The organism is Rhodobacter xanthinilyticus, from assembly GCF_001856665.1.
In the GTDB taxonomy this organism is placed as follows: Bacteria; Pseudomonadota; Alphaproteobacteria; order Rhodobacterales; family Rhodobacteraceae; genus Rhodobacter; species Rhodobacter xanthinilyticus.
Map to the genome: position 1 here is coordinate 835126 of NZ_CP017781.1, position 19991 is coordinate 855116.

Here is a 19991-nt window from a genome sequence, read left to right on the forward strand (position 1 = left end):
CCCGCGCGCCGCGGTTTTCGGGAAAAGTGCAGGCGCTCCGGCGGATGTGATGCGCCGCAGTGCAGAAAACAGGTAAGAAGGGCGAAACGCCCGTTCGAGGACAGAAAAGAATGATGCGGATTGCACTGGCGGCGCTGGCCGCTCTGATGATCGGCCCGGGGCTCGCGGCGGCGCAACAGGGCCCGCTGCATATCGAGATCACCGACGGGGTGATCGAGCCGATGCCCTATGCGCTGCCGACTTTCGTGGCCGAAACCGGCGATGCGGGGCAGATGGCGAGCGACATCACCCGGGTGATCGCGGCCGATCTGAGCGGCACCGGCCTCTTCCGCGAGATCCCCGAGAGCGCCCATATCCAGCGCTTCTCGGCCTTCGAGACGCCGGTGAGCTACCCCGACTGGCAGGCGATCAACGCCCAGGCGCTGATCGTCGGCGGGGTGTCGATGCAGGGTGGCAAGGTGGTGGTGAAATTCCGCCTCTTCGACATCTACTCGGGCCAACAGCTCGGCGATGGCCAGCAACTCGCCGCCTCGCCGGCAAGCTGGCGGCGCCTCGCGCACAAGGTCGCCGACGTGATCTACAGCCGGATCACCGGCGAGGGTGGCTATTTCGACAGCCGCGTGGTTTTCGTCTCGGAAACCGGCCCGAAGGATAAACGCCAGAAACGCCTCGCTCTGGCCGATTATGACGGCGCGAACCTGAATTACCTCACCGATTCGAGCGCGATCGTGCTCGCGCCGCGGTTCTCGCCGGCGGGGGACAAGGTGCTCTACACGACTTTCGAGACCGGCTTCCCGCGGATCAAGCTGCTCAATGTCGGCAATGTCGCGGGCACGCTTCTGCCCGAAGTGCCCGGCACGATGACCTTCGCGCCGCGCTTCTCGCCCGATGGCGCCTCGATCGTCTATTCGATGGAGCAGGGCGGCAATACCGACCTTTACAAGATGTCGGTCTCGGGCGGCGCGCCGGTGCGGCTGACGAATTCCCCCGCGATCGAAACCGCGCCCTCCTATAGCCCCGACGGGTCGCGGATCGTCTTCGAGAGCGACCGCTCGGGCACCCAGCAGCTCTACATCATGAGCGCGTCGGGCGGCGAGCCGACCCGGATCTCGTTTGGCGACGGCCGCTACGGCACGCCGGTCTGGTCGCCGCGCGGCGATCTGATCGCCTTCACCAAACAGGCCGGCGGGCGCTTCCATATCGGCGTGATGCGCACCGATGGCTCGGAGGAGCGGCTCCTGACCGCCTCCTTCCTCGACGAGGGCCCGACCTGGTCGCCCAACGGCCGGGTGATCATGTTCACCCGCGAAAGCCCCGGTGCGGGCGGCGGCGCGGGGCTCTATACGGTCGATATCTCGGGGCGCAACCTCAAGAAGGTCGATGGCATCGGCGGGGCCTCGGACCCGGCCTGGTCGCCGCTTCTGCCCTGATTCCCAATCCAGTCTGAACCTGATACGATGCCCGAAATGGGCAAGACAAAGGCGGTAATGAAATGACGTTTGCTCCGAAAGCACTGCTCCTGCTGACCGTGCTGGGCCTCGCGGCCTGTAACAACCCCGACAAATACGGCGCCGGCAATGGCGTTGTGGACCCGGGCGGCGCCTATGGCGACGGCGGCGTGTCGCAGGGTTCGATCAATGACCCGAACTCGCCGGCCTATTTCAACCAGAAGATCGGCGATATGGTGAACTTCATGGTCGACCAGTCGACGCTCTCCGACGAGGCGCGCGCGACGCTGACCCAGCAGGCGCAATGGCTCAACGGCCACACCAATTACAACGCGATCATCGAAGGCCATGCCGACGAACAGGGCACGCGCGAATACAACCTCGCGCTCGGTGCGCGCCGCGCCAATGCCGCGCAGGAATTCCTGATCTCGCAAGGGGTTGCGCCGAACCGTCTGCGCACCGTCTCCTATGGCAAGGAGCGCCCGCTCGCGGTCTGCTCGACCGAGGAATGCTACTACAAGAACCGGCGCGCGGTCACCGTGATCTCGCTCGGCGCGGGGAGCTGATCCGATGCGGCGTGGTCTGAAGCTGGGCGCGCTGGCGCTGGCGCTGGCCGCGCCGGTCGCGCCGGCGATGGCGGCGGATGCGCAGACGCTGGCCGATATCCGCGCGGAGCTGCAAAGCCTCGCGGGGGAGATCCAGGGTCTGCGTCAGGAGCTTGTCGCCTCCGGCGCGCAGGGGATGCAGGCCGCCGGCGGCGCCTCGGCGCTGCAGCGGATGGATGCGATGGAGGCGGAGCTGTCGCAGCTCACCTCGCGCACCGAAGAGCTCGGCAACCGCATCGACCGGGTGGTCTCGGATGGCTCGAACCGGCTGGGCGATCTCGAGTTCCGGCTCTGCGAGCTCGAAGAGGGCTGCGATGTCTCGACGATCGGCCAGACGCCGCTCGGCGGCGCGCCGGCCTCGGCGCCGGTGACCGCGCCTGCGGCCGGCGCGACGCCCGCGCCTGCGCCCGCCACCTCCTCCCTCGCGATGAATGAGCAAAGCGATTTCGACCGGGCCAAGGGGGTGCTCGGTCAGGGTGACTTTCGCGGCGCCGCTGACCAGTTTGCGACCTTTGCCGAAACCTATCCGGGTGGCCCCCTGACGGGCGAGGCGATGTATCTGCGCGGCGATGCGCTGCGTCAGGCAGGCGATACCGCGGGCGCCGCGCGCGCCTGGCTCGATGCGTTCTCGGCCGATCCGACCGGCACGCGCGCGCCCGACAACCTGCTCGGCCTTGGCCAGTCGCTCGGCGCGCTTGGCCAGAAGAGCGAGGCCTGCGCCACGCTCGGCCAGGTGCCGGTGCGCTTCCCCGCGGCGCCCGCCGCCACGCAGGCGCAAACCGCGATGCAGGGCCTCGGCTGCCCGTGAGCGGGCCCGATCTCGACGCTCTGGCCCGTGCGGCCTTTGACCCCGACGCGGCGCCTGCCTGCGTCGGGGTTGCCGTTTCGGGGGGCTCGGATTCGCTCGCGACGCTGTCGCTTCTCGCCCGCCATTACCGCGTGGCGGCGGTGACGGTCGATCACGGGCTGCGCCCCGAGGCCGCGCAAGAGGCCGCGGGTGTCGCCGCCTATTGTGGGGCGCGCGGTATCCCCCACGAGATCTTGCGATGGGAGGGGCCCGCGCCGGCCGGCAATCTGATGGATCAGGCGAGGCGCGCGCGGCTGTCGCTGATCGGCGGCTGGGCGCGCGGGCGGGGGATTACCGATGTCGCGCTCGGCCATACCGCCGATGATCAGGCCGAGACCTTTCTGATGCGGCTGGGCCGTCGGGCGGGGCTCGAAGGGCTCGCGGGGATGCGCAGGCGCTTCGTGGCGGAGGGGGTGCTCTGGCACCGGCCGTTTCTGACTGCCCCTCGCGCTGCGCTGCGCGCCCATCTGACCGCCGAGGGCATCGCATGGGTCGAAGACCCCTCGAACAGCGACCCGCGGTTTGCGCGGGTGCGGGCGCGCGCGGCGCTGGCGGGGCTCGGGGCGGTGGGGATCACCGCCGAGGGGCTGGCCGAGGTCACCGCCCATCTGGCCGCCGCCGAGGCGCTGATTGCCGAGGATCTCTACCGCTGGGCGGCGCAAAACCTGCGCGAGGAGGCGGGCGATCTGGTCGTGGCCGGCGCTGCGCTTGCCGCGCTTGCGCCCGAGCGGCGGCGTCGGCTTCTGAACGCGGCGCTGCGCTGGGTGGCGGGGGCGGCGTATGGCCCGCGCGCCGCGGCGCTGGCGCGGATCGTCGCGGCGCCCGGGCCCGCCACGCTCCATGGCTGCCGGATCACCGCCGCGCGCGGGCTCTTGCGGATCACCCGCGAGGCCGCGGCCAGCGCGCCGCGCGCCCCCGCCGCGGCCGGGCTTTGGGACCGCTGGCGCCTTGCCGGACCGGCCGCGCCGGGGCTCGAGATCGGGCCGCTCGGCGCCGCGGGGCTTGCGCGGATCACTGACTGGCGCGCGGGCCCGCTGCCCCGCCCGAGCCTGCTCGCGAGCCCCGCGATCTGGGCCGGCGAGACGCTCATCGCGGCGCCGCTCGCCCGCCCCGAGGGCGACTGGCGCGCCACGCCCGCCTGCGGCTCTTTTCACGCAACGCTAATCAGACGTTGAACCTGCGCGCGTAATCCCTATTTTCTACAAAACGGCTGCAAGCCCCGCCTGCGGCCAGCGTAATTTTGGAGGTCCCCCTTGGGCAATGCTCGCAATTTCGCCTTCTGGATCGTGCTTTTCGTGCTGATCCTGGCGTTGTTCAACCTGTTCGGCGACGGCCAGACGTCGATGAACTCGAAACAGGTGGCCTATTCGGATTTCATCGCGCAGGTCGACAAGGGCGAGGTCAAGTCGGTGCAGCTCGATGGAGAGGACGTGCGCTATCAGGTTGCCGATGGCTCGACCTTCTCGACCGTGAAACCCGAGGCCGACGAGATCGCCAAGACCTTGATCGACAAGGGCATTCAGGTGCGGGTCACGAAACAGGCGCAGTCGGGCTTCATGTCGCTGCTGGGCATGTGGGTGCCGTTCATCGTGCTGATCGGCGTCTGGGTGTTCTTCATGAACCGCATGCAGGGCGGCGGCAAAGGCGGCGCGATGGGCTTTGGCAAATCGAAGGCCAAGCTGCTGACCGAAAAGCAGGGCCGCGTGACCTTTGACGATGTGGCCGGTATCGACGAGGCCAAGGAGGAGCTCGAGGAAATCGTCGAATTCCTGCGCAACCCGCAGAAATTCTCGCGCCTCGGCGGCAAGATCCCGAAAGGCGCGCTGCTCGTCGGCCCGCCCGGCACCGGCAAGACGCTGCTCGCGCGCGCCATCGCGGGCGAGGCGGGGGTGCCGTTCTTCACCATCTCGGGCTCGGATTTCGTCGAGATGTTCGTCGGCGTCGGCGCGAGCCGCGTGCGCGACATGTTCGAACAGGCGAAGAAAAACGCGCCTTGCATCGTCTTCATCGACGAGATCGACGCGGTGGGCCGCGCCCGCGGCGTCGGCATCGGCGGCGGCAATGACGAGCGCGAACAGACGCTCAACCAACTCCTCGTCGAGATGGACGGCTTCGAGGCGAATGAAGGCATCATCATCGTCGCCGCGACCAACCGCCGCGACGTGCTCGACCCCGCGCTGCTGCGCCCGGGCCGCTTCGACCGCCAGATCCATGTGCCCAACCCCGATATCAAGGGCCGCGAGAAGATCCTCTCGGTGCACGCCCGCAAGGTGCCGACCGGGCCCGATGTCGATCTGCGCGTGATCGCGCGCGGCACGCCGGGCTTCTCGGGCGCCGATCTCGCCAACCTCGTCAACGAGGCCGCCCTGATGGCGGCGCGCGTCGGGCGGCGGTTCGTGACGATGGAAGATTTCGAGAACGCCAAGGACAAGGTGATGCTCGGCGTCGAGCGCCGCTCGATGGTGCTGACCCCCGAGCAGAAGGAAATGACCGCCTATCACGAGGCCGGCCACGCGCTCGTCGGGCTGAAACTCCCGAAATGCGACCCGGTCTACAAGGCGACGATCATCCCGCGCGGGCAGGCGCTCGGCATGGTGGTCTCGCTGCCCGAGATGGACAAGCTCAACTACCACAAGGACGAGGCCAAGCAGAAGATCGCCATGACCATGGCGGGCAAGGCGGCCGAGATCCTGAAATGGGGCGAGGAGCATGTCTCGAACGGCCCGGCGGGCGATATCATGCAAGCCAGCGCGATTGCGCGGGCGATGGTGATGCGCTGGGGGATGTCGGACAAGGTCGGCAATATCGATTACTCCGAGGCGCATGAGGGCTATCAGGGCAATACCGGCGGGTTCTCGGTCTCGACCAAGACCAAGGAGCTGATCGAGGACGAGGTGCGCGGGCTGATCGAGACCGGCTATCTCGAGGCACGCCGGATCCTCGAGGAGAACCGCGAGGAATGGGAGCGGCTGGCGCAGGGCCTCTTGGAATATGAGACGCTGACCGGCGAGGAGATCCGCAAGGTGATGGCGGGCGAGCCGATCCATGGCGGCGAGGATGTGAGCGCGGTGAGCCTGCCCTCGGTTTCCTCGAAGCCGAAATCGACCCAGGATGAGGCCGGCCCGGCGGTCTGATCCGGGGAACGGGCCTGAGGCGCAGCTTCGGGCCGTCACGCAGGGGGGCGCATGGGCAAGGCCAAGGCAGATGGGGATTGGAACCCGGCCGCTTATGCGCGCTTTGGCGGGCTCCGGCTCCGGCCGGCGCTCGATCTTCTGGCCCGGGTTGGCGCGCTCCCCGAGAAGGGGGCGGTGGTCGATCTGGGCTGCGGGGCCGGGGCGGTGGCGCCCGCGCTCAAGGCGCGCTGGCCTGCGCGCAAGCTCCTCGGCGTCGATGCCTCGCCCGCGATGCTCGTCGAGGCGGCGGCCTGCGGGGCCTATCGGCGCTGCGACCTTGCCGATATCGCCACTTGGGCGCCGCGCAAACCCGCCGCGCTGATCTTCTCGAATGCCGTGCTGCATTGGCTGCCCGATCACGCCGGGCTGATCGCGCGCCTCGCGGGGTGTCTGGCGCCCGGCGGCACGCTCGCGGTGCAGATGCCGCGGCAGGATTTCGCCCCCTCGCACCGGTTCTTGCGCGAATTCGCCGCCGAGATGTTCTCCGACCGCTTCGATCTCGCGGCCTGGGCGCCCCCGGTGGCCGAACCTGCCGATTACGCGCGCCTGCTCGCCCCGCTCGGCGCGGCCGAGGTCTGGCAGACCGATTACCTCCAGCGCCTCGCCCCCGCGGAGGGCGGGCACCCGGTGCGCCGCTTCACCGAATCGACCACGCTGCGCCCCTTTGCCGAAAAGCTCGACCCGGCCGAGCTTGCGCGGCTTCTCGCCCGCTATGACGAGGCGCTCGGCGCCGCTTACCCCGCCGAGCCCGACGGCTCGGTCCTGTTCCCGTTCCGACGGGTGTTCTTCACGTTGAAGGTATCCTGATGCCGGCGCTCAAAGCCACCCGCTTTTCCGGCGAGATCGTGTTCCTCGGCATCGTGCCGGCGGGGCAGGGGCTCGCCTCGCAACCGATCGAGCGGATGGAGCTCGGCTTCGAGGGCGCCGCGGGCGAGAGCCATGCCGGGCGCACCCGGGCGAGCTGCTCGCGCGTGACCTCGCAACACCCGCTCGGCACCGAGATCGCCAACACCCGCCAGATCTCGATCCTCTCCGAGGAAGAGCTCGCCGAAACCGCCTTCGCGCTGCATATCCCCCGCGTCGCGCCGGAATGGGTCGGCGCTTCGATCGTGCTGCGCGGGCTGCCCGATCTGAGCCACCTGCCGCCCTCCTCGCGCCTGCAGGGTCCCGATGGCGCGACCCTCGTCGTCGATATGGAGAACCGCGCCTGCGTCCTGCCCGGCAAGGTGATCGAGCATCATCACCCCGGCACCGGCGCGCGCTACAAACCCGCGGCGACGGGCCGGCGCGGGGTCGTGGCCTGGGTCGAGCGCCCGGGCGTGCTCGAGCTCGGCCAGAGCCTGACGTTGCACATCCCCGATCAGCGCGCCTGGGAATTCCTGCGCGACGCCTGAGCCCGGTGCCTGCGCGCCGGAAATGCGCGCGCGCCGGTCGTTTCCCGCTTTTTGAGCAGCTTGCGAATGGATTAGGCTCTTGCGCAAGGAGGAGCCCATGACCGCCACGCCTCAAGCCCCGCAAAGCGATCTCGAGATCGCCCGCGCCGCCCGCCTCGCGCCGATGCCCGAGATCGCGGCGAAACTCGGCATCCCGGAGGCCGCGCTGATCCCCTTCGGGCGCGACAAGGCCAAGGTCGACCCGGGCGCGCTCGCCCCGCGCGGGCGCGAGGGGCGGCTCATCCTCGTCACCGCGATCACGCCCACCGCCGCGGGCGAGGGCAAGACCACGACCACCGTCGGCCTCGGCGACGGGCTCGCGCGGATCGGCAAACGCACGGCGATCTGCATCCGCGAGGCGAGCCTTGGCCCGAATTTCGGCATGAAGGGCGGCGCGGCGGGCGGCGGGCGCGCGCAGGTGGTGCCGATGGAGGCGATGAACCTGCATTTCACCGGCGATTTTCATGCCGTGACGGCGGCGCATAACCTGCTCGCGGCGATGGTCGACAACCATATCTATTGGGGCAACACCCCCGCGATCGACCCGCGCCGGGTGACGTGGCGGCGCGTGCTCGATGTCAACGACCGGGCGCTGCGCGAGATTGTCGTGGGGCTTGGGGGCGTGGCGAACGGCTATGCCCATGAGGCGGGGTTCGATATCACCGCGGCTTCGGAGGTGATGGCCTGCCTCTGTCTCGCGACCGATCTGGCAGATCTCGAGGCGCGGCTCGGGCGGATCGTGGTGGGCTATGGCCCCGACCGCGCGCCGGTGACCTGCGCCGAGGTGGGCGCGGCGGGGGCGATGACGGTGCTCCTGAAGGACGCGCTCCTGCCCAATCTCGTGCAGACGCTCGAGGGCACGCCCGCCTTCGTCCATGGCGGGCCCTTTGCCAATATCGCGCATGGCTGCAACACGCTGATCGCGACGCGCACGGCGCTGGGGCTGGCCGATTATGTGGTCACCGAGGCGGGCTTTGGCGCCGATCTCGGGGCGGAGAAATTCTTCGATATCAAATGCCGGATCGGCGGGCTGAAACCGGCCGCGGCGGTGATCGTGGCGACGATCCGGGCGCTGAAATCGGCGGGCGGGGTGGCGAAGGCCGAGCTCTCCGCCCCGGCGCCCGAGGCGCTGCGCCGCGGCTGCGCCAATCTCGGCCGCCATATCGCCAATACCAAGGGCTTTGGCGTGCCGGTGGTGGTGGCGATCAACGCCTTCAGCGCCGACCGGCCCGAAGAAATCGCGCAAATTCAGGCCTTTGCCGCCGAGCAGGGCGTCGAGGCGATCGTCGCGCGCCACTGGGCCGAGGGCGGCGCAGGCGCCGAGGATCTGGCGCGCAAGGTGGTGGCGCTGGCCGAGGCGGGCGCGGCCTTCGCGCCGCTCTACCCCGCCGATCTCGGGCTTTTCGAGAAGATCGACACGATCGCGCGGCGGATCTACCACGCGGGCGAGGTGATGGCCGACAAATCGGTGCGCGCCCAGCTCCACGCCTGGGAGGCGGCGGGCTATCGCGATCTGCCCGTCTGCATGGCGAAAACGCCCTATTCCTTCAGCTCCGACCCGGGGCTCGCCGGCGCGCCGCAGGGCCATACCCTGCCGATCCGCGAGGTGCGGCTCTCGGCCGGCGCGGGGTTTGTCGTCGCGATCTGCGGCGAGATCATGACCATGCCCGGCCTGCCGCGCCATCCGGCGGCAAAGGCGATCGGGCTCGATGCGGAGGGGCGGATCGCCGGCTTGTTCTGAGGGCGCGGCTGCGATAGGAGCGGGGGAGAAGGAGATGCCCATGAAAGACCCCCGTGAGATCGCCTCCATGGCCGAATTGCGCGCCGAAATCGACGCGCATGATGCCAAGATCGTCGCCATGCTCGCCGACCGGGCGCGCCTGATCGACCGTGCCGCCGAGCTCAAGCCCGCCGAGGGAATGCCCGCGCGGATCACCGCACGCGTGAATGCCGTGCTCGACAATGTGCGGGCCGAGGCTCAGGCGCGCGGGCTCGACCCGGCGCTGGTGGAAGGGATCTGGCGCGGGCTGATCGAATGGTCGATCGCGCGCGAGGAGAAGGTTTTGGGCAAGGGAGAGGCGGAATGACCGCAACGATCATCGACGGGAAGGCTTTTGCGGCCAATGTGCGCGCGCAGGTGGCGGGCCATGTGACGCGGCTGAAGGAGGAACAGGGGCTGACGCCGGGGCTTGCGGTGGTTCTGGTGGGCGAGGACCCGGCCTCGGAAGTTTACGTCCGCAACAAGGGCATCCAGACCCGCGAGGCCGGGATGGCGAGCTTCGAGCACAAGCTCGACGCCACCACCTCGGAGGCGGAACTCCTTGATCTGATTGGCAAACTCAACGCCGATCCGGCGGTGCACGGGATCCTGGTGCAGCTGCCGCTGCCCGGCCATCTCGACGCCGATCTGGTGATCAATGCGATCGATCCGGCCAAGGATGTCGACGGGTTTCATATCTCGAACGTCGGGCTGCTCGGCACCGGGCAGAAGGCGATGGTGCCCTGCACGCCGCTGGGCTGCCTGATGATGCTGCGCGACCATCTGGGCTCGCTCTCGGGGCTCAACGCGGTCGTGGTGGGGCGCTCGAACATCGTCGGCAAGCCGATGGCGCAGCTTTTGCTGGGCGAGAGCTGCACGGTGACGATTGCGCATTCGCGCACCAAGGACCTCGCCTCGGTGTGCCGCGGTGCGGATATTCTGGTGGCGGCGGTGGGCCGGCCCGAGATGATCCCGGGCGATTGGGTCAAGCCGGGCGCGACGGTGATCGATGTCGGCATCAACCGCATCGAGCGCGACGGCAAGACGAAGCTGGTGGGCGATGTCGATTTCGCCTCCGCCGTCGAGGTCGCCGGCGCGATCACGCCGGTGCCGGGCGGCGTCGGGCCGATGACCATCGCCTGCCTTCTGGCCAATACGCTCACCGCCTTCTGCCGCGCCAACGGCCTGCCCGAGCCGCAGGGCCTCACCGCCTGAGCCTGTGCTGCGCCGCGGCATGAAAATGCTGCGGCTGCCGCAAGGTCACGCCATTCCCTGACGCCACGGCATTGCGTGCCTTGTGCGGATTTTGTAGCACATCCCCGTAAGTGGTAATGGGGGTCGCTGTGATGACCTTTTTGTGGGAAGCCCACAAGCGGGCGCTCTTCGTTCCGTTTGTGCCGATCATCTGGGCGGTGATGTCGGTGTTCAGCATCGTGGCGGCGCCTTTTGGCACGGCCGACGGGCTAACCCTCGGGGCGCGCGCGATTTTCTGGCCGCTGATGATCGGCGCGGGGGTGCTCGTCGGCGCCGCTTTGCGGGTCCTCGTGCAACAGATCCTGTGCGTGACCAACATATTTCTCGAGATCGCGCTGATCGCGGTTCTCGCCTCGGCGATCCTCTCGGCGCCCGCGATCTGGCTTCTCGACCGGCTGATCGATCCCCCCGATGCGCGGCTCGCGAGCCTGTGGACGGTGGCGCTCTATGTGTTCCTCGTCTCGGTGTCGGTTTCTGCGTTGCGGCATTCTCTGCGGCCCGGCGGGCTGCTGGTTCCGGCGCGCCTGCTGCCGCCCGCGGCGCGTGCGCCCGGGCCGCGGCTCTTCGCGCGGCTTGAGCCCGGGGTGCAGGCGCCGCTCCTGCGGCTGCAGGTGCGCGATCATTACGTCGATGTGGTGACCGAGCGCGGTCAGGCGAGCCTGCTGATGCGCTTTGCCGATGCGATGGCCGAGCTCGACGGTGTGCCGGGGCTGCAGGTGCACCGCTCGCATTGGGTTGCCGACGCCGCCGTCGCGCGGGTGCGGCGCGAGCGCGGCAAACATATCCTCGAGACGCGCGACGGCGCCGAGATCCCGGTCTCCAAGACCTATCTGCCGCAGGTGATCGCGCGCGGGCTGATCGAGGGCGATCAGGCCTGAGCGGCCTCAGTGCTCGATCGCCTCGTCGCGTACGAACATGTTCGACCAGGCCCGGTCGATCAGCTCGGGCGTCATCTGATAGGGGATCCCCTCGAATTCACAGATCGCGATCATCTGGTCGATCAGGAAGATCGGCTGGTAGTTCGCATAGACGTTGTTGATCGTGGGGTATTTCACCTTCAAAAGGTGGATCAGCGCCTTTTCATCGAGCGGCATCTTCCGCTTTTTCGCGACCAGCGAGAAGATCTTGAGAAAATCGGCCTGGTTCGGGCCGTCGATCTTGATCTTGAAGAAGATCCGCCGCAGCGCCGCCTTGTCGAAGATCTCGTTGGGGTGGAAGTTGGTCGAGAAGATCACCAGCGTGTCGAAGGGCACCTCGAATTTCTCGCCCGATTGCAGCGCGAGAATATCGCGGCTCTCCTCGAGCGGCACGATCCAGCGGTTGACGAGCTTTTGCGGCGGTTCGGCCTGGCGGCCAAGGTCGTCGACGATGAAGACGCCGCCGGAGCTTTTCAGCTGCAAGGGGGCGGTATAGGTGCGCGCGGTGGGGTTGTAGGTCAGATCGAGCATGTCGAGCGAAAGCTCGCCCCCGGTGATGACCGTCGGCCGCTCGCAGAGCACATAGCGGCTGTCGAAGCGGTTGCCCGAGCGGCGCAGCGAGGCGCGGTCTTCCTCGAATTCCTCCGCGGCGGAGTGCACGATCGGGTCATAGACGGTGATAACCTGGCCCGCATATTCGATCGCGCGCGGCACATAGATCTTGTCGCCGAGCGCGTCGCGGATACCGTTCGAGATCGAGCTCTTGCCGTTGCCGGGCGGGCCATACATCAGGATCGAGCGCCCCGAGGAGACCGCCGGCCCGAGCTGGTTGATCAGATCGGGCGGCAAGATCAGATGGCCCATCGCCGAGGTGAGCTGGCCGCGGGTGAGCTGGATATTGCGGATCGACTGGCGTTTGACCTGCTCGCGGTAGATCTCGAGCGGCACCGGCATGGCGCCGTAATATTCCGATTGCGAGAGCGCATCGAGCGCGCGCGCCTTGCCGCCATCGGTGAGCTGGAAGCCCATTTCGCCGCCGGAATTGGCATGCAGCGTGCCGGTCGCCTCGATCAGCCGCTGGCCGCGGGCGAGGTCGATCAGCTCCTGCGTGAGCGTCACCGGCAGCGCGATCAGCTTGCCGATCGCGGTCACGGTATCGACATTGGTGCGGAACATGGTCTTGAGCAGCAGATCGCGCATCATCACCATGTTGATCCCGACCTCCGCGAGGGTCTTCGGCGGCGGCGGGGCCATCACATTCGCGGCCATTTCGTTCATGCTCGATCCTGTCTGCTCTTGGCCTTTGGCGGCGGTCGTGACTTTGTCGCGGGGGCGCCGCAGCATCGGCGCAATTGTCCCCTAACTGAATTCACAGGCCGAAGATGCGCGGCTATTGTGGCCAAAAATGGGAAAAACGGCGGAGAGGCTGGGACGGATGAGCAGAATGGAGCCGGTGGGCATGGGGCGGCTGGCGGCGGTGCTGGGGCTCGTGGTGGCGGTGCTCGGCGGGCTCGCGCTCGCCAAGGGCGCGTTCCTGGTCGGCAAGCATGAGGGCGATACGCTGCACCTTGTCGATATGGTGCTGCGGATGGGCCTCGCGGGGCAGGTGCCGCATCTCGATTTCATGACGCCGATCGGCATCGGCGCGACCTGGCCGATCGCGGCTTTCGTCGCGGCGGGCTTTGGCGTCGGCCACGCCTTCTTCGCCGCGCAGATCGCGGTGGCGCTGGGGCTCTTGCTGCCCACGCTCCTCGTCGCGCGGAGCCGGTTTCCGGGCTGGGTCGGGCTCGCCTTTGGCGCCTATGTGATGGGGCTCTGCCTCGCGCTCGTCCATGGCGAGGCCAATGCGGTGATCTCGCCCTCGATGCATTACAACCGCTGGGCCTGGGCGCTGGCCTATCTCGCGCTGCCGCTGGCGATCTTGCGGCCCCTGCCGGGGGTGGGGGGGCGGCCCGCGCTCGAGGGGGCGGTGATCGGGCTTGCGCTGGCGGGGCTTGCGCTCACCAAGGTGACCTATTTCGTGGCGCTCGCGCCCGCGATCTTCCTTGCGCTCGCGCTGCGGCGCGATTGGGCGCGGCTGGGGCTGGCGCTGGGCGCGGGGCTTTTGGTCGCGGCGGCGATGACGGCGGGCTTCGGCTTTGACTATTGGCTGGCCTATGTCCACGACCTGCTCGCGGTCTCGCGCTCGACGATCCGGGGCGCGCCCGGCGCCGATTATGCCGAGATCATCACCGCGCCGCCCTATCTTCTGGGCTCGCTCGGCGCGCTCGCGCTGGTGATCTACTGGCGTCAGTCGGGGTTCAAGACCGAGGGGCTTGCGCTTCTCGTTGCGCTGCCGGGGCTCGCCTATATCACCTATCAGAACTGGGGCAATGACCCGCAATGGCTGATCCTGCTCGCCGCTTTCGCGATCACGCTGCGCCCCGATCCGGGCGCGCGCAGCCCGGAGGGCTGGCCGCTCGCGGCGGGGCTCGGCGCGGTGGCGCTGGTGCTTGCGACCGCCGGCGCGCCCTCGGCGATCAACCTGTTCTGGAGCCCGCTGCGCCATTTCAACACGCCGACCGACCGCCTCGTGCCGATGATCGGCAAGCGCGCCGCGGATGCCGATCTGCTCGTCTCGGGCGCGCGCGCCTATCATGTGACCGAGATCCGGCCGGCGGACGGCCCCGGCCAGCCCTATGCCGCCTATGCCGCGCTTCTCAAGGCGCAAGACATCCGCCCCGAGGCGCAGGAAACCGAGGCGGTGGCCGAGCTCAACGGCGCGGCGCTGCCTGACTGCGAGGTCGGGCAGGGCTATGGCGCGGTCTTTGACACTTGGGCGAAGGATCTCGGCGCGGCGGGCTTTGGCGGGGCACAGATCTTCGTTGCGGATCTCTTCTCCTCGCTCTGGCTTTACGGGGATTTCCCGCCGCTTGCCGGGGGCACGCCCTGGTATTACGGCGGCACGCCGGGCCTTGCGGGGGCCGAGCATGTGCTCGTGCCGCTCTGCCCGCTCAGCGCCGCGGCGCGCGCCGCCGCGCTCGAGGCGGTGGCGCAGGCGGGATGGCGGCTCGAGGAAGAGGCCCGCGGCGCGAGCTGGGTGCTCCTGCGCCCGGTGCGATAACGGCGGGGGTCAGATGAGCCCCGCCAGCACCGCCAGATAGGTCCAGATCGTGCCGACGAGCGCGAGCCCCATCGGGAAATCGGCGCGCTGCCAGCTCACCCAATCGGGCGCCATCGCGCGCACCGCGGGGATCTTGCGCAACAGCCGGTGCGCGGTGAAAGCCGCGAGCAGAAAGGCGCACAGAAGCAGCATCACGAGCCGCAAATGATCCGGCTCGACCGCCACCAAAGGCGCGGCGGCGGCGGCGAATTTCGCATCCCCCGCGCCGAAATGCGCGATCAGGTTGAGCACGAACCCGACCCCCAGCACCACCGCGAAATTCACCCACCGCCAGGCCCAGAGCTCGAAGGGCATCAAGAAAAGCCCCCCCACCGCGAAAACCGCCAGCATCGCGAGCACCGCCGTGTTGCGGATCTTCATGTATTTCAGATCGGTGAACACCACCCACAGGCAGATCGGCGTGATCAGCACCAGAAAGATGAGCGAGGCGGTCTGACCGGAGAGGCCCAGCATCGCTCAGGCCTTTTTCTGCGGCTTGGCGTCGAGCGCCGCGAGCGCGCGCGCGGCCTCCTCGAAATACTGCGGATGGGTGTCGATCGCGTCCTGCAACAGGCCCTTGCCGATCGTCACATCGCCCTGTTTGATCGCCGAGAGCGCCGCCGTGTAAAGCAGCTGCGCGCGCTCGGTCTGGGTCATGTCGACGACCGGCAGATCGTATTTGCGCTGCGCCGCGCGGGCCAGAACGAGGTTGTTCTTGGTCGTGAACGAGCCCGGATCATAGGTCAGCGCCTGAGCAAAGAGCTTCTCGGCGCCCTTGGCATCGCCCCGCGTCAGTTTTGAGTAGCCCCAGTTGTTGAACACCCCGCTCGGCCGCGTGGTCAGCCCGGCGGCGGTCTCGTAGAAACTGTCGGCCTTCTTCCAGTCCTTCTTCGAATCCGCCACCATCGCCTCGAGCTTGTAGCGCTCGAAGGTCTCATGGGTCGGCGGGATCGTGTTCAGCGTGGCCTCGGCCGCGGGCCATTCATTGGCGCGGATCTGCGCCTCGGCGAGCGCGACATTGTCGTCGTAATTGGTGCCCGGCATCTTGATCACCTCCGACCAGGCGGTCACCGCCTCGGCCGGGCGGTTCGCCCGCACCAGCGATTTCGCCAGGCCCCGCTTGAGGTCGATCCGGTCGGGGTTCTCGGCTGAGGAGCGCTGGAAATAGGCCACCGCCTCGCGCGGGTCGCCGACCGTCAGCATGATATCGGAGAGGTTGCTTTCGTCGATCGCGTTGACGCTCTTGAGCGCGCGGCTCACCTCGGCGTCGTCGCGGCCCATGCAGCCCGACAGGGCCATCGCCCCGCAAAGGGCGGCGAGAATGACAGGGTGGCGCATTTTGCGTCCTTTTGCTCGTGCCTCATTGCTTGGTCAGCAGGAGGTATTCGCCCACCCCCCGCCGGACCAGCGAGAAACTCTTGTCCTCGGGCGGAGCATAATCCGGTTTTTCCATTTTTGCGAGCGCAAGGCGCAGGTTTTGCCGGATCGCGTCCGATTCGCCACTATCAAGCGCATAGGCGGTCTGGAACACCCGCGCGGCCTCGGCGGCCTTGCCGCGCTCCATCAACACGACGCCGAGGTTGTTCCAGGCCGGCACGAAGGTCTCGTCGGTCTCGACCGCGCGGCGCAGGATCTGTTCGGCCTGGCCGAGCCGGCCGAGCTTGAGATCGGCCGAGCCGATCGCGGAGAGCACATCGACCGAGGTGCCATGTTCCGCCGCCGCCCGGTAATAGGCCTTAAGCGCGAGCTCATATTCCCCCGCCGCCATCAGCCGGTGCCCGACGATCAGCCCGTCCACCCCCTCGCCGCGCGCCGCCCCCGGCGCATAGGGGCTCGCCGGGTCGCCCTTGAGCGGGCTTTGCAGGCAAGCCGAAGCCCCCAGCACGAGGCCGAGGGCGAGCACGGCCCGCAGGGCCGGCGGCAGGATCGAAAGGGCAGGGCGCATCGGCTCCCGTCAGGGATTCATGTTCTTGAAGTTCTCGATCATATCATGGACCGAGGGGCCGACAAGGATGATCAGGAGCGGCGGCACCGTGAACATCATCGTGCCGAGCGTCATCTTGGTGGGGATCTTGTTGGCCGCCTCCTCGGCGCGCATCACGCGCTTGTCGCGCATGTCGGCCGCGTAAAGGCGCAGCGCCTCGGCGATCGAGGTGCCGAATTGCTGGCTCTGGATCATCACCGTCACGAAGCTCTGCACATCGGGCACGCCGGTGCGCTCGCCAAAGGCGCGCAGCACCGAGGGCTTGTCCTTGCCGGCCTTGATCTCATGGGCGACCATCTCGAATTCCTCCGACATCGCCGGGTAGGAGCTGGCGAGCTCCTTGGCCACGCGGATGATCCCCTGATCGAGCGATTGCCCCGCCTCGACGCAGACAAGCAGCATGTCGAGCGCATCGGGAAAGCCGTTCTGGATCTCGGCGGTGCGCGCCGCGATCCGTTTGTCGACCCAGCGTTTGGGCGCGTAATAGCCCAACACCCCCGGCATCAGCACGATCGCGATGGCGATATTGCCCGCATAGGGCACTTCGTTGGTGGCGTTGTAGATCAGCACATAAAGCGCGCCCGCCGCCATCAGGCCGAGCCCGAGGATCACTTGCACCGCATGGAAGGTGCGCACCGCGTTCTTGCCGCGATAGCCCGCGCGCTGGAGCCATTTCTTCGACTCCGACATCTCCTCCTGGGTCTTCGGCTCGAGGAAACCTGCGAATTTGTCGAGCTTGTCCGAGCCCGAATCATAGCGCAGCCGCTGCTCCTTGGGCTTTTTCGCGCCGCCCTCGCCGCCCGGCCCGCGCGCGGCGGCGCGGGTCTGCGCCTGCAGCTTCGCGAACGGGTCGTCGCGCTTTTTCAGCAGCACCGGCAGCACCGCGAGGATCAGGAGCGCCGCGACCCCGACCAGCGCCAGCATCGGCCCCATCGGCCCGAGCCTGTCGGTCAGCAGTTGCGAGAGAGCGGAGAAATCCATGGCGGCACCTCAGACCTTGATCGTGGTCATGATCTTCATGAACATCATGTTCACCCCCAAAAGCGCGAAGACGATCAGCGCGGCAGGGACGAAGGCGGGCGTGTCCTTGACGTTGTCGTAATAGTTCGGCGCGGCGACCTGAATGATCACCAGGATCGCGAGCGGGAAGCCCGACAGGAACATCCCCGACCATTTCGGCTCGGCGGTGATCGCCTTCACCCGCCGCATCAGCCGGAACCGCGAGCGGATCACCTTCGAGAGCCCCTCGAGCACCTCGGCGAGGTTGCCGCCCGATTGTTGCTGGATCGAGACCGCGACGGCGAGGAAGCGCAAATCCTGCATGTCCATCCGCTCGGCCATCTCGCGCAGCGCATCGGCCACGTTGCGCCCATAGGCCGCCTCATCGGCGATGATGCCGAATTCGGTGCCGAGCGGATCGGGGATCTCCTTCGCCACGGCCTGAATCGCCGAGCTGAACGGGTGCCCCACCCGCAGGCTGCGCACCATCAGCTCGACCGCGTCGGAGAGCTGCTCCTCGGCCATCTTGGTGCGTTTGGCGGCCTTCGAGGAGACCCAGAAATAGACCGCGCCGACCCCCATCGCGGTGGCGAGGATCACCCGCATCGCGAGCGCCGCCTGCGTGGCCACCGTCAGCCCGAGGAAGGCCACGAAGCACAAAAGCGCCATCACCGCGACGAGCGCGAGCGGCGAGAACGCGATATTGGCCTTTTGCGCCTTGCTGGCGAGGATCGAATAGAGCGGCACCGAGCGCACCTTGAGGTGCTGGGTCGCTTCCTTGCGGAGCTGTTCGAGCACCTCTTCGCGCCGCGTGCCCTTCTCGAGCATCTCGAGGCGCCGGTTCACCCGGTTGTTGAGCGAAATCGACTTGCCGAAGACCAGCAGATAGATCCCCTCGACGAGCAAAAGCACCGCGACGAAGATCAGGCCGTAGATGACGGGGGTTGCGGAAATCATGGCGGGCCTCAGTCCTGAACGGGTTCGTAGATCGACGCGGGCAGGTCATAGCCCCACTGCCGGAAGCGGTCGGAGAAATGCGAGCGCACGCCGGTCGCGGTGAAGCGGCCGATGATCTTGCCATCGGGGGCGAGCCCGAGACGTTCGTATTTGAAGATCTCCTGCATCGAGATCACCTCGCCTTCCATGCCGGTGATCTCGGTGATCGAGGTCATCCGCCGCGAGCCGTCTTGCAGACGCGAGGCCTGCACGATCAGGTTGACCGCGCTGGCGATCTGCGAGCGCACCGCCTTGATCGGCATCTCGATCCCCGACATCGCGATCATGTTCTCCAGACGCGAGACCCCGTCGCGCGCGGAGTTCGCGTGGATCGTGGTCATCGAGCCGTCGTGGCCGGTGTTCATCGCCTGCAACATGTCGATGACTTCCTCGCCGCGGGTTTCGCCGACGATGATCCGGTCGGGGCGCATCCGCAGCGCGTTGCGCAAACAGTCGCGCTGGGTGACCGCGCCCTTGCCCTCGACGTTGGGCGGGCGGCTTTCCATCCGGCCGACGTGGATCTGCTGGAGCTGAAGTTCGGCGGTGTCTTCGATCGTCAGGATCCGCTCGGAATTGTCGATGAAGGAGGAGAGCGCGTTCAGCGTGGTGGTCTTGCCCGAGCCCGTGCCGCCCGAGACGATCACATTGAGCCGGGTCGAGACGGCGGCCTGAAGGTAGGCCGCCATTTCCTCGGTGAAGGCGCCAAAGCGCACGAGATCGTCGATCCCGAGCTTGTCCTTCTTGAATTTCCGGATCGAGACGAGCGAACCATCGACCGCGACCGGCGGCACCATCGCGTTGAAACGCGAGCCATCCGCCAGACGGGCGTCGACATAGGGGTTGCTTTCATCGACGCGCCGGCCCACGGCCGACACGATCTTGTCGATGATCCGCTGCAGGTGTTTCTCGTCCTTGAAGGTCACATCCGAGAGTTGCAGCTTGCCGGAGCGTTCGACGAAGATCTGCTGGGGCCCGTTGACGAGGATATCCGAGATCGTCTCGTCCTTGAGCAGCGGCTCGAGCGGGCCAAGGCCCATCACCTCGTCGTAAAGCTCCTGGTTGATCTGCGCGCGTTCGGTGGCGTTGAGCGCGACCGACATCTCGTTCATCGCCTCGGCGGAAATCGCGGCGATCTCGGCTTTCAGATCGGCCTCGGCGGCATGTTCGAGCGCGGCGAGGTTGAGATCTTCGAGCAGGCGCTTGTGCAGCTCGACCTTGAGCTCGCCCAGACGTTCCTTGCGCTTTTTCTCCTTGTCAGAGCTCACCGCCTGCGCGGCCGTGGCCGGCGGCGGCGCCACGCGGCGCGCGACGGTGGGCTGCGCGGCCGCGGGCGCAGGGTGCGGCGCGGCCGGCGCCGGGGTCGCCCCCTGAACGGGGGTGATCTTCGGGGCCGGAGCAGTCTTTTTGTAGCGCGAGAACATGGCGAACTCCGAA

General features: G+C 67.8%; 19 protein-coding genes. 12 read left to right on the top strand and 7 right to left on the bottom strand.

The annotated features are described in order from the left end of the window. The first annotated feature begins 110 nt into the window (after window positions 1-110). From tolB to LPB142_RS04215, 11 genes are all read left to right on the top strand, one after another. Entirely contained in the window at window positions 111-1430 is a 1320-nt protein-coding gene (tolB, locus tag LPB142_RS04165; RefSeq protein WP_156894316.1) for a Tol-Pal system beta propeller repeat protein TolB, read from the top strand. A gap of 62 nt (window positions 1431-1492) precedes the next feature. After that, the gene (gene pal / locus LPB142_RS04170) at window positions 1493-2014 is read left to right on the top strand and encodes a peptidoglycan-associated lipoprotein Pal (RefSeq protein ID WP_068767120.1); all 522 of its coding nucleotides are present in this window, start codon (window positions 1493-1495) and stop codon (window positions 2012-2014) included. A gap of 4 nt (window positions 2015-2018) precedes the next feature. Next, complete coding sequence (gene ybgF, locus LPB142_RS04175) at window positions 2019-2861, top strand: tol-pal system protein YbgF (protein ID WP_071165606.1); 843 nt, start codon at window positions 2019-2021, stop codon at window positions 2859-2861. Further along, window positions 2858-4075, top strand: coding sequence for a tRNA lysidine(34) synthetase TilS (tilS, locus tag LPB142_RS04180; protein ID WP_071165607.1), 1218 nt, complete (start codon window positions 2858-2860; stop codon window positions 4073-4075). The genes ybgF and tilS overlap by 4 nt, the downstream gene beginning before the upstream one ends. Before the next feature lie 78 nt (window positions 4076-4153). After that, entirely contained in the window at window positions 4154-6034 is a 1881-nt protein-coding gene (ftsH, locus tag LPB142_RS04185; protein ID WP_068767117.1) for an ATP-dependent zinc metalloprotease FtsH, read from the top strand. Between the two features lie 51 nt (window positions 6035-6085). Then, window positions 6086-6880, top strand: coding sequence for a methyltransferase domain-containing protein (locus LPB142_RS04190; RefSeq protein WP_071165608.1), 795 nt, complete (start codon window positions 6086-6088; stop codon window positions 6878-6880). Beyond that, entirely contained in the window at window positions 6880-7467 is a 588-nt protein-coding gene (locus LPB142_RS04195) for an MOSC domain-containing protein (RefSeq protein ID WP_071165609.1), read from the top strand. The genes LPB142_RS04190 and LPB142_RS04195 overlap by 1 nt, the downstream gene beginning before the upstream one ends. A gap of 97 nt (window positions 7468-7564) precedes the next feature. After that, window positions 7565-9247 (top strand): formate--tetrahydrofolate ligase, encoded by a 1683-nt coding sequence (locus tag LPB142_RS04200; RefSeq protein WP_068767251.1) that lies wholly within the window; start codon window positions 7565-7567, stop codon window positions 9245-9247. Window positions 9248-9287: 40 nt separating this feature from the next. Continuing rightward, a complete protein-coding gene (locus LPB142_RS04205; protein ID WP_068767114.1) occupies window positions 9288-9593 on the top strand; it encodes a chorismate mutase in 306 nt (101 codons plus the stop codon). After that, window positions 9590-10480 (top strand): bifunctional methylenetetrahydrofolate dehydrogenase/methenyltetrahydrofolate cyclohydrolase FolD, encoded by an 891-nt coding sequence (gene folD, locus LPB142_RS04210; RefSeq protein WP_071165610.1) that lies wholly within the window; start codon window positions 9590-9592, stop codon window positions 10478-10480. The genes LPB142_RS04205 and folD overlap by 4 nt, the downstream gene beginning before the upstream one ends. Window positions 10481-10611: 131 nt before the next feature. After that, a complete protein-coding gene (locus tag LPB142_RS04215) occupies window positions 10612-11397 on the top strand; it encodes a LytTR family DNA-binding domain-containing protein (protein ID WP_198037865.1) in 786 nt (261 codons plus the stop codon). 6 nt (window positions 11398-11403) lie between these two features. On the opposite strand, the gene LPB142_RS04220 is transcribed toward LPB142_RS04215, so the two are convergent. Next, a complete protein-coding gene (locus tag LPB142_RS04220; RefSeq protein ID WP_071167118.1) occupies window positions 11404-12714 on the bottom strand; it encodes an ATPase in 1311 nt (436 codons plus the stop codon). A gap of 157 nt (window positions 12715-12871) precedes the next feature. On the opposite strand from LPB142_RS04220, the gene LPB142_RS04225 reads away from it, so the two are divergent. Then, window positions 12872-14539, top strand: coding sequence for a hypothetical protein (locus tag LPB142_RS04225; RefSeq protein ID WP_156894317.1), 1668 nt, complete (start codon window positions 12872-12874; stop codon window positions 14537-14539). A gap of 9 nt (window positions 14540-14548) precedes the next feature. On the opposite strand, the gene LPB142_RS04230 is transcribed toward LPB142_RS04225, so the two are convergent. From LPB142_RS04230 to LPB142_RS04255, 6 genes are read right to left on the bottom strand one after another with little or no spacing between them, the layout of a single operon-like run. Then, on the bottom strand, window positions 14549-15052 hold the full coding sequence (locus LPB142_RS04230) for a prepilin peptidase (RefSeq protein WP_071165613.1): 504 nt from the start codon (window positions 15050-15052) through the stop codon (window positions 14549-14551). A gap of 3 nt (window positions 15053-15055) precedes the next feature. Next, a complete protein-coding gene (locus tag LPB142_RS04235; protein WP_071165614.1) occupies window positions 15056-15916 on the bottom strand; it encodes a tetratricopeptide repeat protein in 861 nt (286 codons plus the stop codon). A 22-nt stretch (window positions 15917-15938) separates the two neighbouring features. After that, a complete protein-coding gene (locus LPB142_RS04240; RefSeq protein WP_071165615.1) occupies window positions 15939-16523 on the bottom strand; it encodes a tetratricopeptide repeat protein in 585 nt (194 codons plus the stop codon). A gap of 9 nt (window positions 16524-16532) precedes the next feature. Beyond that, window positions 16533-17543: a type II secretion system F family protein gene (locus LPB142_RS04245; RefSeq protein ID WP_068766038.1), complete on the bottom strand. Its 1011-nt coding sequence runs from the start codon at window positions 17541-17543 to the stop codon at window positions 16533-16535. A gap of 9 nt (window positions 17544-17552) precedes the next feature. Beyond that, the gene (locus LPB142_RS04250) at window positions 17553-18518 is read right to left on the bottom strand and encodes a type II secretion system F family protein (protein ID WP_156506822.1); all 966 of its coding nucleotides are present in this window, start codon (window positions 18516-18518) and stop codon (window positions 17553-17555) included. An 8-nt stretch (window positions 18519-18526) separates the two neighbouring features. Next, a complete protein-coding gene (locus LPB142_RS04255; protein ID WP_071165616.1) occupies window positions 18527-19978 on the bottom strand; it encodes a CpaF family protein in 1452 nt (483 codons plus the stop codon). Window positions 19979-19991: the final 13 nt, after the last annotated feature.